Genomic DNA, 19,107 nt, shown 5'->3' on the forward strand with positions numbered 1-19,107 from the left:
GATAAATACTGCTCCCAAGCATCCGGAAAAATGTAGCTGGCCCCCTCCTGGTAAAACCAGCGAATCTCCTTGGGCCGCAGCATAAAAATGCCCCGCAAGATTAATCCCGTACACTGGTGTGGATAGCGCTGGGCATAGGCTAGGGCCAGGGTACTTCCCCAACTGCCGCCAAATACGGTCCATTGCTCAATGGCAAGATGGGACCGCAGGCGCTCAATGTCGTCCACCAGGTCCCAGGTAGTATTGTCAGTCAGCTCAGCAGGGGGCGTACTTTGACCACAGCCTCGCTGATCAAACAAAACAATCCGCCACCGCTCCGGATCAAAAAACTGTCGGTAGAAAGGAACAATGCCACCGCCAGGACCGCCGTGTAAAAACACCACAGGTTTACCCTGGGGATTCCCCACTTCTTCAAAATGCAGCGTGTGGATTGGAGAGACCGACAGCTGACCTTGACGATAAGGGATAATCGGGGGATAGGGTTGACGCATAGAACGCTGGCGACAATTTGCTTCGCCATTGTCGCACCCAAACTACCCACAGATACTAAACGATAGAGTGAAAACTTTGGACTGTGGAGTAAAGGCACAGGCTTTCGTTTAAGCCCTCAGCCCCGGCCACTTACTTTTTTTGGCTCGTTGCCAGCACAGCTGTTGCTGTGGGAACCGAGCTTCGCACCACATACCAGCGTCCAGTTTCCGGATCGCGGTACGTCTGAAACGGTTGCTGTTTCAACGGCTTCGTGCAAGTTTTGGGCATCGATTTAGCGATTTTCACAACTCTTGTATAAATTAATTCACCTATTGTGGCTTGATTTCCCCAAATATTTGAGTGATCAATCCTTAAGTGCCTGGTGATTTTTGTCACAAAGCGGTGGATCAACCAGGTGATTTCTTGGCCTTTTGACTCAGTGCTGTTTAGACCTACAGCAACACCCGAAAATTTACTGCCCAGAGGTCTCCATACTTTAAGCTGTAGATTAAAGTATGGAGACCTTAAATTAAATCAGCCTTAAATTTCTAAAAAGCTTACGGAAGCTTTTAATCCGCACATTAGCTTCATTCTCTGTTTACAAAAATAACCTGAAACAGGGGCAGCGCCTTGCAATGAGCCGGAACCTATGGTTGGAGTTCTGTTTTTAAGGTAACAGCGAAAAAAATAGGGGGCTTACTATATAAGACAGTTTTGGCTATAGGACAGTTTTGACTCAATCCACCATGTCGGCAGCAGTATGGCCCGGTCGTTCTCACCCGTTGGGAGCAACCTGGGACGGTCAGGGGACAAATTTTGCAGTTTTTTCAGAAAATGCAACAGCTATGGAGCTGTGCCTTTTTGATGCGCAGGGTAACGAACGACGGCTAGCGCTGCCGGAGATGACTAACCACGTTTGGCACGGATATTTGCCAGGCATTGGACCCGGTCAGCACTATGGGTATCGTGCCTATGGGCCTTATAAACCAACCCAGGGTCAGCGCTTTAACGCTGATAAGGTGCTGCTAGACCCCTACTCTCTGGCCATTAGTGGTGACATGAAATTTAGTCCCGCCATCTTTGGCTATCCGATGGACCGGTTTGCCGATAGCGATCGCGACTTAGTGCGCTCAGATCTTGATGATCGTCACTGTGTACCCAAGGGCATCGTGGTCGATGGCAGTTTTGACTGGGATGATGACCGCCATCCCGAAACACCCTGGCATGAAACGATCATCTATGAAATGCATGTCAAAGGGTTTACCCGTAAGCATCCCAATATTCCCACCGATATCCAGGGCACCTATGCCGGACTGGGCCATCCAGCCGCCATTGAACATCTCAAATCCCTGGGCGTAACGGCGGTCGAGCTGCTACCGGTACACCATTACAATGCCTATCCCAGTCATTTGATCGGTGTGGGACTCCATAACTACTGGGGCTACGACTCGATCAACTACTTTGCTCCCTTTGCAGGCTACAGTGCTGCGGGTGATACCGGCAGCCAGGTGAAGGAGTTTAAGGCCATGGTCAAGGCCCTGCACCAGGAAGGAATTGAGGTTATTTTGGATGTGGTTTACAACCACACAGGTGAGGGGAATCACTTTGGCCCCACCCTATCCCTCCGGGGCATCGATAATGAAGCCTACTATCGTTTGGTGGAGCGCACCCCCCGCTACTACATGGACTTTACCGGCTGTGGCAATTCCCTCAATGTGTGCCATCCCCAGGTGCTAAAGCTGATTATGGACAGCCTGCGCTACTGGGTAGAGGAAATGCATGTGGACGGGTTCCGGTTTGATCTGGCTTCGGCCCTAGCCCGCGAGCTATACGAGGTGAACAGCCTGGCCGCATTTTTTAATATTATTCACCAAGATCCGGTGCTGTCCACGACTAAACTGATTGCAGAGCCTTGGGACCTGGGTGAGGGGGGCTACCAGGTGGGTAACTTCCCGTTACTGTGGTCCGAGTGGAATGGTAAGTATCGCGATACTATGCGAGACTTCTGGCGCGATCAGCACTGTCGCTTGGGAGAGTTCGCCTTTCGATTTACAGGCAGTTCTGACCTGTATCAGGCCAATGGTAAGCTGCCCCATGCCAGTGTAAACTTTATTACCGCCCACGATGGCTTTACCCTACGGGATCTGGTGAGCTACAACGAAAAGCATAACGAGGCGAATGGTGAAGGCAACCGGGATGGAGAGAGCTATAACCGGTCTTGGAACTGTGGCGTAGAGGGAGAAACCAAGAATGAGGCAATTTTAGCGTTGCGATCGCAGCAACAGCGCAACTTTCTTGCCACCCTATTTCTCTCCCAGGGTGTTCCCATGATCCTCGGTGGAGATGAAATGAGCCGCACCCAGCACGGCAACAACAACACCTACTGCCAGGACAACGAGCTATCCTGGTTTGATTGGAACCTCCGTCATCAAAATAAAGAACTGCTCACCTTCACCCAGCGACTCATCGAGTTTCGTAAACAACATCCGATTTTCTGTCGGCGTCAGTGGTTTTTGGGGCGCGAGATCCATGGCTCCGGTGTGATTGATATCGGCTGGTTTAACCCCGACGGCACTATTATTAGCGATGCCGACTGGCACAATGGCAGTTCCAAGGCGATCAGCATCTTTCTCAACGGAGAAGAAATACTCAACACCGATAAACAAGGTCAGCGCATGATTGACGATAGTTTTCTCGTCTTTTTCAACGCCTATCCCAAACCCCAAGAGTTTGCTATTCCGCCCTCAGTGGAGCGCAAGGAATGGCGGGTGATCCTAGACACCAAATACCCCAGCGGATTTGTTGATGATGGCTCTATCTATGCCCATGGCCAAAAGGTCCCCGTTGCTGCTCGCTCCCTGGTTTTATTAGCCTGTCCCCACTGCTTTGATACCACTAGCGCCGACGGAGCTGCGGCCTGCCCATTACCCAAACGTGGATAGCGATGGCTAACAGTTATGATCGCATCTACGCCGTTGTGCGCCAAATTCCCGCAGGCACAGTCGCCACCTACGGTCAGGTTGCTGAGCTAGCCGGACTCATGGGCAAACCTCGGGTGGTAGGCTATGCGCTTTACAAAGTAGCACCAGAGGACGAAATCCCCTGGCAGCGGGTGATCAATGCCAAAGGAGAAATCTCCACATCCGCATTTCGCGATGGCTCAGACGATCTGCAAAGGATACTCCTAGAAGATGAAGGCATTGAGTTTGAGGGCAACAAGATTAATCTTAGTAAATATCGCTGGCAGCCCTCCCCAGAAATGATTGGGGCTATCGACTTTGGTAATGATGACACAGCTGACTCGTCCGGTTGATGACCATACCTATTGGGAAGATAGTTCGTGTTTTGTATCCAGAACATTGTCGATTTCTTCGGTCACATTGAAGGTCTGTTCGGAGGAGAGTATCATGGTTTTAGCTAAATCATCCACAGCCTGGGTCATTTGCAACTGGTTAATGTTTACAAAAGACAGCCCCTGCAGCAGCTGTTCCAATTGTTGTTCCCCTTTAAATACTTCTTCCAAGTGATACTGAGCATCTTTTACGTGTTCAGTACCTTTACCAATCTGTTCTTTTATCTTATCTAGAGCATTACCAATATGCTCGATTTCATTGTCAATCAGGTTTAGATAAACGGCTGTATTTTCTGGACTATTGGAAGCTGCTTGCCCTATATCTTGAGAACTCGGCTGCTCCAACGTTTGCAATTGCTTAAGATTATTGCTAATTCCTGAAAAGTTGCGGCACCGGTGGAGCGCTTTTTGAGCTGAGGCCACTAGCTCTGGAACAGTCTGAATCAGGGGCTGAAGTGTTGCCAGCATTGCGATCGCTGCCTGAGTTTGATAATTCATCGGCTCAACGACTTTCATCGCAGTTTCCTCAGTTTGAGCGAGAGATGTTTTTTGCTGGCTATTGATGTGTTCTACGCTAGCCGTTAGCTGCAGCAAACGTGCAAAGGTACTTTGAAAAAGAGCAGAAATATCCTCAGTGAAGTTCACATTAGAAACTGTAGGCGTTGAGATTCCGGATGAGGTTTGTGTTTTGAACATATGCGTTAGCTCAGCTATTTGGTTCTGAAGTCTCGCTTTTTGCTGCTGCAGTTTGTTCGATAACGCTTCGCTTACTTGGCGAGCATCTTGCGCCTCATGGAGAGAATTTAAGCGCTCGGCAACTAGCTGGAACTGAGCAGACAGTTGTTCCATAAACGCTACTTCCACGGGTTGCCACGTGTGCAATGCCTGACAGTGATGAACTATCCAAAAACCATACAACGCGCCATCAACAACCATAGGCACTATGAGACTAGACTTTACATCTAACAGGTCCATGCACAAGTAATAATCATCTGCATTTTCGATTACCCTCTCTACCACATTGTCAGATACTGCCGTTGTTACCTCAGCATTCGCTGTCAAAAGGCTGGGAGGGACAAACGCCGTTTGGTTAGGATAGCTCATGGCTCGACGATATGTAGAGGTCAAAACTTCCGACTCGACTGTCCCACTCCCGCTGGAACTCAACCGATAAAAGAAAACTCGATCAGCTTGTAAGATCTCCTTTATATCAGGCAAGACCTCTTCAGTAGTGCTACGAATAGCGCGCATTCTTCTGATTGGAGCACTCGTAATGCGGGCAAAGAGTTTTGCCTTGTGGGTTTCTGCTTCCTGGGCAGTTAGCAAGGTACGGGTGCGCGAAACAAGCTGATTGAAAGTGTGCGCTAGCATGTGGGTTTCGCGGGAACCTTCAGGAGTCGCTTGAAGGGTCAGATCACCTGATGCTACCTGTTTGCTATAGTCTGCTAGGTGAGCCAGCGGTAATGAAAGCTGCCGAGCCAATAAGACAATCAGTCCTGAGGTTAGTCCGCCTAGCAGAATAGCGGTGATCGCGAACAGCAATACCAGTTCCCGACCGGCACTGGTAATTTCTCGACGTTCCATGGACGCTACTGCCACCCAGCTAGTGGTCGGAATAGTAGCAACCTTATATTGCCTGCTATCGTGGATAAATGAAAGTAAAACAGTATCGTTTTCTGACAAGGTAACAGAGGGCTGTCGCACCTGTTCTTGATTGTCAAGGGCTTCAACAATTTGAGCCACGTAGGTATCTATATTCGTAGATGAAGTAACTGACGGAGGGACGATACTATTAAGCGTAGTAATGATGGCCTCGACGGTCTCAGCACCAATGATTTTAGTCTCTTTACGAAATCCTTGGGGAGAAAACGTATCAATAATTCCTAGGGTTTGACCATCAACAATCTGTACTCTCTGACTACCGCTAATTCCTGTCCGTTTTAGATAGTCCGCAAGCAGACTAAACTTCCGTGCGGGCAATACGGCACGAATGACACCTATAAACTGTTGATCATTAGGATTGATGATGGCCTGAACCAGTTCTACTGTACGGGCCTTAGATGCAAAGTCAAAGTCAGGCGGGCTAATCCAAATACCATCCTCTTTACCTCTCTGCCACCAGTCTTCATCACTTTGGACAAAGTCAGTAGTTGGACGACTATAGGCCACATTAAAACCATATCGGTTGGTAACTGAGAGTTCTGAAATTTCAGCAGCTTTGGCTGTCTCTTCAAGATATCTATTTAAGGACTGGTGAGACCGCAGTAGCTTGTTGTTTGTAAATTTAGATTCTAGCTCTGAGATCGGCAACTGATCTAAACCAGCCGTTTCTGCCTCGGTGCTACCAGCTAGGGCTTCGTTCACCACTAGGGGGCTGTTAGCAATTACACGCGGGAGTGTAAGCAGCTCATCTAAAACAGCACGTGTACCCCCACTCGCCAGTAACGACTGATCTGCTAACTGTCGCTGCAAGCGATTTTCTGTGCGCTGTTGTACAACTCGATAGCCAATCCCACTCGCAATTAGCAGTGGCCCTACAACGACGGGTAGGATAGTAAAGAGGAGTTGAAGACGTAGACTCTTGCCTTGGGGAGTCAGCTGTTGTACCAGCCAATTGGGCATAAATCGCAACCTAGGGTTAGTTTTTAGTCGACGAGTTGTTGTATTTGGTTGAACCATGGCTAAGATGACTGATTAGAGGATACATATAGCAAACAAGCTTGATGAAAATCCAATTCCATAGAAATAAGACATGAATGGAATAAAGAAACTAATCGAGCCTACGGAAAGATGTTCTAGTCAGAGAGCTGTTGTGAGGCTAGGTGCTGTTGGACACGATTATAGGAATCTTGAAGCTTGAGGATGGCCTCATCCACTCCTTCGGGAAACTCATCGAACTCTGCTGTCTCACTAAATTCAACAAGGGCCGCACGACCTTTTTGGGAATCTTCCATATTCAATAGGACCTCTTTTATCGCTGCGATTTGCGGCTCGCTCAAACTTGGGCCAGCCACGACCATATGTCGAGGATATTGGGCGGTTTCAGCGATAACTGTTAGGTTAGAACGATCCGCGTCAGAGACCTTAGCCCAAGTTTCACTATCTATGGCTCCGGCTTGAACTTTACCGTTGAGGACCCAATCCACGGTCGTTTCATCTTCTCCAGAAAAGAGATAGCCAACTTCATTGTCATTAACAGGATGATTGGCCTCTGCTTTGGCAATCGGATTTAAATCAGCATCCATCATTTCAATCAGAGGAAACATAAAACCTGAGCTGGAACTGGGTTTCTGCATCGCCATCATTTCTCCCTGGAGAGAGGCCAAATCTGAAAAAGCACTGTCTTTGCGCACAACAAACAAGGTATTGTACTCAGGAACGCCATCTTTCCAGCGACGTAAAATTGGAGTAGCTCCTGACTGTTCCATGACCTGCATTGCGGGAAAGACACTGTCAAAGTAAAGATTGACTTCTCCCGACAGCATCCACTCGGCAACGGTGTCAACATCTGGAGCAATTTTAACTTCTCCTTTAGAGACACCAACCTTCTTAAGTTTTGAGGAAAGATAGTCAGCAATAGGCTGAGTTTCGGGAATTAAGGATTCAGGATCAAAATCGACATCCGTGAGAATAATGGCGTCGCTCCCAGATGTGCCACTCAGGGTAGCGTCCGCTTGATTAAAATTACAGCTTCCAAGTATGAGTACACTGCTAGTTAGAAGCAGGGCTGAGGATAGTTTGTGCAACATAGGGCATGCGATAGTTTGTAGGGGGTCTGATGGGAAATTACATGGATCGATTAGCTATACTACTGAACTATTCATTTCCTTTTCATGGCTGACAAGACTCACGCCTTATTACTAGTACAAGAAGTAGCTGTATCTGACTCAAAAAATATTTTTGCTCTTTCTTAGAATTTATATTTAGAAATACCTAAGTAAATACTATGATTTCCGACGGGAGAATTCAGGAGAAGTTTCTGAGAAGTTTTCTAAAGTTCCTCTCTAACGATTGTTGCTTGAGACTCTGAGAGGCTGTTTTCGTTGAAGTATAAAACCTCTAAGAAGTAAGTCCTTAGAGGTTTATAGACAAAATGCAGGTATATTTCTAGGATGTCTGAGACACTTAAAAATTTGTGAGTGAATTTTAATTAAGGTACAACCTGATAGACTGCGAAGGTTTCGCTGACTTCGTTAGTGACGACCAACAAAGGTGTCCCTATCGGACTATTAGCTTCATCAACATAAAGTAAACCCTCGGGACTATAGTCGCCGTTAAAGCTAGGTTCGTAGGTCACAAAATAAGGAGCAGCCGGGTTAGAAATATCATAGACCATGACACCGCCTGTACGCTCTAGCCCAATAAAAGCGAGAGTATGTCCGTTGAAAGTACCAACTGTAACCCCTTCGGGCTCAGGTCCTTTGTCGTCGCTCCGGTCATCAAACTGGTTGAGTTCGCCTCCGTTAATGTTAAACAACTCAGGAAAATTAGTGGCAATAATTTTCTCAAAGTGGTCACCGCTGTCAAAGACTAGGTTGCCTGTTGGATCCCAGATGGAAAAAGAGCGGGCACCATAGCTGTAAATTTGGTCGATATCACCATCTCCGTCGATGTCACCCATGGCGCTGGTGGTTTTTAGACGGCCTAAGTTGTTTTCTTGCTGTAGTTCATCAGCATTGGGATAAGCAAAGGGATCGAGAACGAGGTCTTGGACCCGTTCTTCTTCAGAAAAGCCTTCGTAGTCGCGAGCATCACCTTCGTTGGCAGTAACCAGATAGGTATTTCCATTGACCATGTAGGATGCGATCGCATCTGGCTGATACATACCTAATACCGGACGCGTATGTATGTTAATGCCACCATCCTCATTGCTGGCATCCAGATTATTGCCAATGATACTATGATCCTTAAAACCCAAGCTTTTTACCTCAGTAAAGAGTTCAGTATTCAGGTCTAAGATACCGATGGCATTGTTTTCTTGCAGTGTCACATAGGCAGTCAAACCATCGGCAGAAACCGTAATAAATTCAGGTTCAAGATCCTCTTCAGGAGTGGCACCAGCACCAAAGATACGTACTTCAGGATCAATGGGCACCCCCTCAAAGCCAACGGTCTTTACTGTTCCATTAGCGATATCAATAATACTAACAGAACCCACGGGATCTACCGTATAGTCATCGTTAGGTTCTCCTTCATTTGCGACTAAAACCTTGTCTCCGTAGGGGGTAAAGGTCACCATATCGGGTAGAGCACCGACATCAAACTTATTCTGAAAATTACCTTGGGCATCGAAGAAAGCAACAATACCGTTATCTTGCGCCGTGTCGGCTTCGATGGCAGCTGCCAAAATACCATTACTGAAAGCAACACTATTGACACTACCGCTCTCAAATCCGCCAATATTAGAAGATTTTGTGAGGTCAATAGATGTAACAAAGACAGGCGTATCTGGATTACTCAGATTAAAGACCTCAATGGTGTTGCCCGTGGTGATAAAAAGGTTCGCGGTATCAGTATCAAACGCAGAAATCTCTGCGCCTTCATTAACTTGGGCACCGCCCAATCGATCGAGACTAAAAGCAGACACAGAAGTGGCCAATGTACTAGTCAGAACCATGGCTGAAACTACTGTCCTAAGCATATATTCAAATCTCATAGTGTCGATATCAGTAGATGTATTTCTTGTAAAAAGAATTTGTTCGAAAGCAATGCGTTGATGCTTCTTCTGGCGTACTATTTATTAGAACAATCTAGATAGTCTACGACTCCAGGGAAAATTATAAGTTCCTGTTAACTTACAAACAATTTTGAGATTCCTGTTTTAGCTCATTTATTTTTTGGGCGCTGCTGATCCCTGGAATGGTTTCATCTGAAGAGTGCCTATAAATTACATCATTACCCGATCGGTCCATCCCCTAAATCAGCAACGGCATTTTTTGCATAGCCTCTAGTAAGGAGATGGGCTATGGCTAAAGTTTTAAAGAGCTTCGTTGACGATCAGCTCATCGCTGTGGAAAAGCTTTGGCAGATCAAGAATGTACAGTTTCTGATCGTCATAGGGAACTTCCCCTTGCACATAGCTATATCGTTGCGAGAGCGTAGATTCTTGCTGAATATTGTTTGCATTGACCTCAAACATAGCATCGCGCACATCCTCAATAACGATGGCAGCCAGGATGTTTTCAAGTTCAATAACAACTGCTTTAGGATTTCTAGCCAGTTTCTTAGCTGAAAGTCCTAAGGGTTCAGAAATGTCAATAACAGTTACAACATCACCGCGCAAATTAGTATTGCCAATAATATGTCTGGGACAGCAGGGGACAGGGGTGGCTTGATCAATGGTGATAAACTCTCGAACGCAGGTGGCATCAATGCCAACAAGGTTGCTGTGTAGTGCCAGTACAATCAGCGTTTTTGAGTCTGTGGTCGTCTGACTCTCATCCAGAGGACACCTCAAATTTTCAGCTCGTTGGCGAAAGATTTTTTGTTCTTGAGAGGAGGCATTAGTCGCGAAAAATGGTATATCTTTTCCTCCTAATGCTCGTTCCGATTGGTCTGGGCGAGACTGATAAAAATCATCCACCAGGAAACGAGTGATAGAAATAACCTGCTGAATTTCGCCTGGATTAAACCAATGTTGAGGAGCACTTAAAATAACAATTTCAGTTTCATTTAGAATGATCCCATCAAAAAAACTGGTAACATCAGGATCTATCCAACTCTGATGTCCAGAAAGTTCAGTGACCATTCCTTGAGTTGTAAGCTCTCTAATCTCCTGAACATTATTTACAATAATGCCAATCCTTAGATCAGCCTGTTTTAAGACAATGATACTGTCAGTTAACAGATAGGGCTGCGCCTGCGCTTCGATACTAAGACGTAGATCAACGACTGGTAGTACATCTCCTCGCAGATCGATGACGCCAACAATCCCCGATGGAGCATTGGGAATCAGGATCAGCTCTGGCAGTGCAATTATCTCTTCAAGATAGGCTGTATTGATAGCACCCAGGTGTTGGTTGATTTCAAACAGACAGTAGGACGTTTCCATAGTTTTTTCTCTAATCTATTGCTCTAATCTGTTTCTTTGAGCTTATTTTCAAGCTGTGCAATTAACTCTGAAGCGGTATAGTTATCGAGTTTAGCGATTCTGCTATTACCGGGAAGTTGCCGTAGTAAATTAAGGGCTGTCCTATGCATCTTGATATCATTTCCTCTAAACAACTCACTAAGAGTCTGCTGATCAGGTTGAGATGCAGCGGTTTGATCTAAAGCTGGAGATGTCTGAATAGATAAAAATTCAGAGACGGGTTGAATCTCATTATCCCGTGGTCGCTGGTATGCAATCGACTCATCAAATACCTTAATATGAAACTTATTTGAATTCTGATTGTGAAGCTCTGTATGTCCGACCAGCAGATATCCTGATGGACAAAGGGCATCGTAGATTTTATCTACAACCTTGCCAATAACTGCATCATTAAAATAAATAAAGACATTTCGACATAGGATCAAATCTATATTTTTAATAGTTGAAAATGGATCTAAGCCTGAGTCATCCAATAAGTTGCCGACCTGAAAATTGACCATATCCTTAATTTCATCATGGATGTGATAAAGATTACCGCTCTCTTTGAAAAACCGTTGCTGAAGCGTGCTGTCAATCCCCCTAAATGACCAAGGACGATAAATTCCCTTTTGAGCATCCTGAACGGCTGCTGCATTGACATCTACGCCTAAGATTTTGATATCCCAGTCTTTGAGATCGGGAACGATATCTTTAAGTAAGATGGCAATGGAGTAGGGTTCCTCACCTGTTGAGCATCCAGCACTAAAAATTTGCAGTTTTTTCTGATGGGATTTTTGTTCAATTAATTTTGGAAATATATAATTTCTTAAAAGGTTAAACTGTCCCCTATCTCGAAAGAAGAAACTCTCATTATTCGTTGTTCTTGAAATGAGTAATGTCCATTCTTGATGACTTTGAGCTGTGTCCCTATGCAGCAACTGATAATAGTCTTCAGGTCGCTTAAATTCTGTTGCTTTAATTCTACTAAAGATGAATTCTTGAATGCTGACGTAATCGTTTTTTCTGAGGATGACGCCAATACGGTCGGTGATAAGCTCAGCAAACGCCTGGATTATTTGTGGACTTAATGGTTTTTGGGGTGGCACGTTTGTTTTACCGTATGTAGGTTCAAAATAAATCAGGTCGTTTGTTGATTAACGCGATTGACTAGGGTGATAATGGCGGGTGCGATCGCATCCATCGGTAACACCTGCTGAGCGGCTCCGAGATCAATGGCTGCTTTTGGCATACCAAACACCACTGAAGTCTTTTCGTCTTGGGCAATGGTTAATCCGCCAGCATCAGCAATCGCTTTCATCCCATCGGCACCATCTCGTCCCATACCCGAGAGTAAAATTCCAATTGTTCTCCGTCCGTAAAACTCAGCAATGGATAAAAATAATGTATCTACAGATGGACAGTGAATCTCGTCAGAGAGTCTGTCTGCATAGGTAAACCGACCACGAGCATCAATCGTGAGATGTTGACGCTCCGATGGAAAATAAATTTTACCTGCCTCAGGGCGCTGCCCCGCTTGGGCAATCTCGATTGCTACATTGCAAGTGCTTCTCAGCCAGTCAATTAACCCCTGCAGAAACCCCTGACTAATGTGTTGAACACAGATAATCGGTGACGGAAACCCTTTTGGCAGCCCCATAAACAACTGCTGTAACGCCAACGGCCCTCCCGTGGATGCCCCTACAGCGATAATCTTTGAACTGCCGTCAACTGGCAAAACTGGCTGTTTAATGAGCTGATTGTTTTGCTGCAGTTTAGTCTGCCTCGACGGCAGCCGTTTTTTCTTAAAAACTTTAACGCCAGATAAGACTTTGACCTTATTGATAAGAGCCTGTTTTAGCAAAACATTATCAGGTGCTAAACCAGTTCTGGGTTTCGGTAATATATCGACAGCCCCCGCCTCTAATAGTTGAAAAATGCGGTGAGGATCATCCTCTTGCACTGAGGCACTAACCACCAGTATCGGTAGAGGATGATCCATCATGACATGGGATGTAAATTCTAGACCATTCATGTGGGGCATGAAATAGTCCGTACAGATAACATCAGGCTGAATTTTAGGAATAAGCGCTAGCCCCTCTTGTCCAGTGGTCGCCGTTCCAACAACTTCAATGTCAGGTGATGAGCCTAAAATTCGTTTAAGGACCATCATAGCGATCGGTGAATCTTCAACAAGTAGGACACGAATAGACATGGGCTGTGTCAAATAAAAGTTAGATTAATCGTTCTAAGGTTTCTAATAATGCCTCTTGGTTAAATCGGCCTTTGATAATATAAGCATTCGCCCCAACGTCTGCACCTCGCTGGCGATCGGCATCCGTATCTAACGTGGTTACCAGAATAATCGGCAGCTCGTCATATTCCTGATGTTGACGTATTTTAGTCACCAGGGAAAAGCCATCTAAATGGGGCATTTCCACATCAGATACAACCGCATCAAACCCACCGGTTTGGAGCATGTTGTAGCCTTCCAACCCGTTAGTGGCCGTAATCACGGTATAGCCAGCCTCTTCAAATAACCGTTTTTCTTGAATGCGCACTGGTGGAGAATCTTCCACTAAAAGAATGATGGGCTTATGACGAGGAACAGCTTTCGGTACAGTTAGGGGGTTAGAAAGAGGCTGCTGTTGTAATGACTTGAGCAGATCTGACGGATTTAGAATCATGCACACCTCGCCCGTTCCCAAGATTGTCGTACCACTGACATTCCGGACCCGCTTGAGCAGGGAACCCATGGGTTTGACGATCACTTCTTGATTGTTGAGCAGGCGATCGACCCAAAACCCAGCCTGGTCATTACCCACCTTAAGCACCACGCAGGGGCGAGCACTGCCTTTGTAGGAACTAGGTTGAGCAACCCAGTTATAAATTGGTGAACTTGACAGCTCCAACGTACTGACCAAGTTGGCAACAGGAATCGTTTCATCCCCTAGATCAACCATATCTTGCCCATCTTTAGAAATAATCTGCTGGGGAGACAGCAGCAGCGTTGTTTCTAAGAATTCGATCGGTATGGCAAATTTCATGCCTTGGCTTTCAGCCATGACCACATTGGCGGTGCTCAATGCCGTACTGAGCTGCAGTCGGAATGTAGATCCCTGACCGGGGGAAGATTCGATTTGGAGCGATCCTTTGAGGGCTTCCACCTGGGCGCAAACAACATCTAGCCCCACCCCTCTTCCAGAGATTTCAGTAATAAAGCTACGGGTGGAGAACCCAGGTGCTAAAATCAACTGCTGAATTTGGCTAACGGGCATAGCCTCCAATTCTGCCAGGGTATGAAGTCTGCGTTTGAGAGCCATTTGCTTAATTTTCTCGGTGTCTAAACCTCGACCATCATCCGTGATTTCAATGGTGAGACTAATGGCGGTCTGATAGGTTTTTATCCACAGATTAGCCTCTGCTGGTTTGCCCATAGCTTCCCGCTCTGCGGGTGTTTCAATCCCATGATCGATGGCATTGCGGACAAGGTGTAAGATGGCGTCCTTAATCCCATCCAAAAGGCGTTTATCCGCCGTTGCCTCTTCCCCTGCAATGATGAGGTTGACATCTTTAGCTTGGGCTTTAGCGAGGTCCCGCACCGTGCGCCGGAGAGGCTGAAATAAGGTGGCCATCGGCAATAGCTGCAACCGACGCACCTGGTCTCTCAAATCTTCAGATATTAGCTCCAGCCTAGAACTGTTGCTTTGAATTGTTGATCTAAGACTCAAGATCAGATGCTCTAAACGTTCTTCATAGGAGGGTGTGGAAGCAGGCCGTTGCTGGTCTTTATTAGCCTGCCATTCCTCCCATAGCAGCATTAGCTGTTGGGCTTGGGTCGCTGTTTGAGCAATTTGAATCCGGGTAACAGCCAACTCTTCTGTTTGACTGGTCAGAGCTTCTAGGTCGCGAATCTGAATACGAACAGTTTCAATTTGGGTCCCCTTCTCTGGTCGGGTTTCGACCACAGATAAGAGATTGGGAGCAGCTGCAGGGTCTTCTAGAAGCGTGGTTTCTGCAGGGGAAGTAGAGGGCAGGGTATCTCGGAGATCCTTTAATAGGCGCTCCACATCCACATCAGCGGGTGAGCCGGTAACGGCTGCTTGGACAAAGTGTCCAATGGCATCTAATCCTTCATACAGTCGATCGCTAACGGTGGATATGGCCAGTGTTTGCAGCTGAATATTGCTGAGCACGTCTTCCATGGCATGGGCCACAGTTTCTACAGGTTCTACGCCTGCACTTCTAGCATCACCTTTGAGACTATGGGTTTCGCGCAGCAGTGTGGATAAGGCCCTATTGTCATGGGGATGCTTTTCTAGATGCAACAAACTAGCTTCTAAGCGTTGCAATCGTTCTGCACTGGTGGTTTGATAGATGTCGCGCAGCTCAGCATCAACAATCAAATCCGCACTTGATCCAACGGTTGGGTCTGGGGGGATAGCGAGTTCTGGGGGAACAACTGCGATCGCAGACGGATCTAGAATGTCTGGATCGGGCGCAATCGTTACTGTGGCAGCCGCTGATGCTGCCACAGTCGTCACTGATAGCGGAGCGATGGCTGCTGCTGCTGGCGAAGGTGTTAGAAGAACGGCTGCCGCGTCTGTAAATTTCGCCAGTGTCTGATCGATATCAATGCCGCTAGGTTCACCTGATGTCGATGAATATATAAGCTGATTGACGGTTGCTAGTCCGTCTCGAAGATAGTTGCCAACCTCAGATGTAAACGGCCTCGACTGATTTTGGCCATCTTTGATCACATCTTCTATGAGCTGGATCAAAGTACCCATGGACTCTAGGCCAACGGCTCTAGAGTCGCCCTTAAGGCTGTGGGTTTGCCGTCGCAGAGTTTCCCATGTTTGGGCGTCGGCGACCCCATGCTCTAGTTTGATTAAACTCTCGTCTAACGCCTGTAGTCGTTCTGCACTAGTGATGCGATAGATTTCTCTGAGTTCATCGTCTTCGATATAAATAGCCTCGCACTGAACGGCTGCAGGAGCAGACATGATGGAGGCAATGGTTGTCTTTAACGAACTCAGGGTTTGTTCACCCTCTAGGTCACTGGGCTCACCGGTAATTGCTTCGCCTATCAGCTGTTCTACGATGTAGATACCCTGATATAAGCAATCGCTAACCTCAAGGGTAAACTCAATCTGCTGTCCATGCAGCGCTTTCAATACCGCTTCGAGTTCTTGCGCAACTGCCGCAATGACGTCTAATCCGAGACAGTTAGAGTCGCCCTTGAGACTGTGCAATTCTTGCCGAACATCTTCAAGCGTTTTGGGGTCATCAGGAGCTTGCTCCAATTGGAGCAAGCCAGCCTGCAGTTTTTGCAACCGAGTTAAATTCGTTTCTTGGTAGAGAAGACGAAGTTCTTCATCTTGAATCATCATGGATTTGAACAATCAAGGTAAGGATTATGCTCTTGGCCTACACAGCTTTCTTGAGAATCAGAGCTGCTTCATTGAGCCTTTCGGTCCCTTCTTTGGTGTGGTTCAAACCTGTGGCGGTCTCACTGGTGCCTCGGTTAATAATTTCCATAGCATCCACAACCTGTTTAATGGCGTCTACCTGCTGCTTGAGGTTTAGAGACACTTGCTGATTGTTAAGCACCACCTGGCTGACGGAGTCTTGAATTTCATTGAAGGTGGCTTCTGTACGCTTGGCGATTTGTACGCCTGTTTTTACAGTTTTGGTGCCTTCTTCTGTCACCATCACGGTTTCGTTGATGGATTTTTGAATGCTAGAAACCAGGGTGTTAATTTTGTCAGCAGACTGCTGGCTCTGGTCGGCTAATTTACGAATTTCATTGGCGACGAGGGCAAAGCCTTTGCCATGCTCTCCGGCTCGAATGGCTTCAACCGAGGAGTTAAGCGCTAGCATGTTGGTCTGGTTAGCAAAATCAATTACCAGCTGGGATACATTGCTAATCTGGCTGGCCTGGCCGCTGAGGTGAACGATTTTTTCTGCGATCGCATCCACCTTCGCTTCTAATGTAAACATCCCCTCCAATGCCTCACCGACAGCTTGAGCACCGTCTTCCGAAGCCGAAAAGGCATGCTTAGCCGCATCCACCGCTGCATTTGCCTGACCCGCCGCATGGCGAGACGACGCTTCTAGCTCATCCATGGTGGTGGTTGTTTCATTGACCGAGGCCGCCTGCTGACTGGCGATTCGTTCTTGTTCACTGACGGTGGAGGCCATTTGCTGGCTCGAGACTGAAATATCGGTCGCCAGTTCCTCCAATAGACTAATCAACTGTCGCCCTCGGAAAATTGCCAAGGGCAGCACAACACCAAGAGATATTAAGACAGCCAATGCTGCGGACCTTCTAAACGCAGTAACGGATGCCAAAACACTTTTTACAGGAACTTTGGTCACAGCAATGAGATTACTGGATGGGTCTGAGCCAACCTGTAGTGTGTCATACGCCAGTACATAGGTATCGAGCTGGAGCAGACCCGCGCCACCCCCCAAGAGTTGCGCGGCCACCTCTTCAGAGAAATCCTGGGCTAAAGTCGTTTCTTGGCCTAACTCAAATCCCCATCGCTTTTCTGGGTCTGGGTGAGCCAGGTAATAGCCATCTGCATTGACTAGCGTTGCTTTCTCATCTTCAAACTGCCCTTCTTCCTCATTTAATTCGTCTAAAACGCTATCGGTAAAAACAGTGGCCAAGATAATGCCGCGATTTTGACCGGCTTCATTGACGACGGGGGTGGCATATTTGATGACCGGTTCGTAGGGCTCTTTGATCTCACCTTCGTGTCGATGTAGCTGCATGGATGAGACATAAAGCTCTCCTGGCGATAGCGCCGTTGTCTCAGTAAAGTAGGGCCTATCAGCCTGATTCTCCACTTGATCCACTAGCAGGACGTTAACTTCTTTTTCAGCAGCCTCCTTCTCTTCTACCTCATCGTCGTCATCTGCCTCATTTTCATCGGCTCCGTCTAGCTCATTGCTGTCTTCATCATGTTCGTGGTCATCATCATCATCGTGGTCATGACTGTGGGCATCAGTTTCAACCACTACCAGAGCATTGCCTGCTTCATCTAAATACTCAAGCCTATGATATTCTTTCGTCTTGATTATGCCTGAGAACACCAGCTGCAACTGGTTAACCCATTCGTCATAGGACGCATTATCAATCGGATCTGTGCCATCATTGTCTCGCGCCCGAATGACGCCTTGGATAGAAGGGACTTGGCTCAGAAATGTCACATCATTATCAATATTATCTAGAAAAGCCTCAGTTTCTTCAATGCTCTCCATGGACTCTCTCTGGACTAAGGACCTAGCCTTGTTTGATAAATTCTCACCAGCAGAAACCGAGCCCAGCAACCCAACAATTGCAGCAGGAACCGTCGAACTCAATAAAATTAGCAGTAAAAACTGCTGTCGAACTTTGAGTGCTTTAAACTTACGAAGAACGTTGACAGACATATTCACTAACCTTGAAAAATGAGAAAGCTAAAGAAAGAAAACGATCAAACCAAAAAAGAGGGTGGTGCGGACACCTCTTGGGATAACGATTAAGACTTACTAGGCGTTGGGCATGCACCTAATTTAGGGCGCTCCCATTGGACAAGGAGTCAGAAAAAAAGCAGTCAAAATCCATTAGGATCAACAGTTCTGACTCTTAAATTCTGACCGCCATCTTCGAGAGCATAGCCCAGGACCCAAGTGATGCTCGTCAGCTAAAACCTATAAACACAGGGTGTTGCAAGCCGCTGCTGATTTAAGGGATGAATCGATCTGTGCAATACGCTAATTGCCGATATTTTGCAGATAGATTCACACCAGAGATTAACAATACCTGCTTGAAAAAATACAAGAATCAGCCTCTCAAAAACGAAGGCAATTTGAAGCTAATAAAGACCAAAAATAGACAAGAATTGACGAATAAAGTAAAGAACTCTGAGTTCTTTCTGTGATGCAATTACCCCTATAGCCTAGTATCTTAATCTCAAAGGTCGACTTTCATAGTTAATATGCAAAATTCGATAAAAAAATCAATATAATATTGGGCGGTATAAAAACAACTACGTAATCTATATCTTCTTTCAGGAATTCAACAAACTTTATCTGTTGCTAATGGCGATCAAAGGGTCTAAACGAGAGGGAGAACGTATCCCAGATCTTTTCATATCAAAGCTCTAATCAGAAAATAACTGAAAAATATTTGTGATCAGTAGAGACTATAAATAGGCATCTACTATAG

At 46.4% G+C, this 19,107-nt stretch carries 11 protein-coding genes; 2 read left to right on the top strand and 9 right to left on the bottom strand.

Annotated elements, in window-relative coordinates:
* The coding region (locus IQ260_RS11485) for an alpha/beta fold hydrolase (RefSeq protein ID WP_193993245.1) at positions 1-491 on the bottom strand (491 nt) is incomplete at its 3' end.
* Between the two features lie 726 nt (positions 492-1,217).
* Between IQ260_RS11485 and glgX the strand changes: the two genes are divergently transcribed.
* Positions 1,218-3,413 carry a glycogen debranching protein GlgX gene (gene glgX, locus IQ260_RS11490; protein WP_193993246.1) on the top strand — a complete coding sequence of 732 codons (2,196 nt, stop codon included), beginning with the start codon at positions 1,218-1,220 and terminating at the stop codon, positions 3,411-3,413.
* A gap of 2 nt (positions 3,414-3,415) precedes the next feature.
* Positions 3,416-3,784: an MGMT family protein gene (locus tag IQ260_RS11495; protein ID WP_193993247.1), complete on the top strand. Its 369-nt coding sequence runs from the start codon at positions 3,416-3,418 to the stop codon at positions 3,782-3,784.
* A 9-nt stretch (positions 3,785-3,793) separates the two neighbouring features.
* Here IQ260_RS11495 and IQ260_RS11500 read toward each other — a convergent pair whose 3' ends face one another.
* The 8 genes from IQ260_RS11500 to IQ260_RS11535 all read right to left on the bottom strand — a co-directional run bounded on the left by IQ260_RS11500 (position 3,794) and on the right by IQ260_RS11535 (position 18,329).
* Positions 3,794-6,502 (bottom strand): GAF domain-containing protein, encoded by a 2,709-nt coding sequence (locus IQ260_RS11500; RefSeq protein ID WP_193993248.1) that lies wholly within the window; start codon positions 6,500-6,502, stop codon positions 3,794-3,796.
* A 116-nt stretch (positions 6,503-6,618) separates the two neighbouring features.
* Positions 6,619-7,572 carry a phosphate/phosphite/phosphonate ABC transporter substrate-binding protein gene (locus IQ260_RS11505; protein WP_193993249.1) on the bottom strand — a complete coding sequence of 318 codons (954 nt, stop codon included), beginning with the start codon at positions 7,570-7,572 and terminating at the stop codon, positions 6,619-6,621.
* Positions 7,573-7,973: 401 nt separating this feature from the next.
* The gene (locus IQ260_RS11510; protein WP_228015888.1) at positions 7,974-9,440 is read right to left on the bottom strand and encodes a choice-of-anchor I family protein; all 1,467 of its coding nucleotides are present in this window, start codon (positions 9,438-9,440) and stop codon (positions 7,974-7,976) included.
* 360 nt (positions 9,441-9,800) lie between these two features.
* Positions 9,801-10,874 (bottom strand): chemotaxis protein CheW, encoded by a 1,074-nt coding sequence (locus tag IQ260_RS11515; protein WP_193993251.1) that lies wholly within the window; start codon positions 10,872-10,874, stop codon positions 9,801-9,803.
* Between the two features lie 23 nt (positions 10,875-10,897).
* Complete coding sequence (locus tag IQ260_RS11520; RefSeq protein ID WP_193993252.1) at positions 10,898-11,998, bottom strand: CheR family methyltransferase; 1,101 nt, start codon at positions 11,996-11,998, stop codon at positions 10,898-10,900.
* A gap of 32 nt (positions 11,999-12,030) precedes the next feature.
* Positions 12,031-13,104 carry a chemotaxis-specific protein-glutamate methyltransferase CheB gene (gene cheB / locus IQ260_RS11525; protein WP_193993253.1) on the bottom strand — a complete coding sequence of 358 codons (1,074 nt, stop codon included), beginning with the start codon at positions 13,102-13,104 and terminating at the stop codon, positions 12,031-12,033.
* Positions 13,105-13,123: 19 nt separating this feature from the next.
* The gene (locus IQ260_RS11530) at positions 13,124-16,282 is read right to left on the bottom strand and encodes a hybrid sensor histidine kinase/response regulator (protein WP_193993254.1); all 3,159 of its coding nucleotides are present in this window, start codon (positions 16,280-16,282) and stop codon (positions 13,124-13,126) included.
* A gap of 37 nt (positions 16,283-16,319) precedes the next feature.
* A complete protein-coding gene (locus tag IQ260_RS11535) occupies positions 16,320-18,329 on the bottom strand; it encodes a methyl-accepting chemotaxis protein (protein WP_193993255.1) in 2,010 nt (669 codons plus the stop codon).
* Positions 18,330-19,107: the final 778 nt, after the last annotated feature.

Source organism: Leptolyngbya cf. ectocarpi LEGE 11479 (assembly GCF_015207065.1).
Taxonomy (GTDB): Bacteria; Cyanobacteriota; Cyanobacteriia; order Phormidesmidales; family Phormidesmidaceae; genus Leptothoe; species Leptothoe ectocarpi.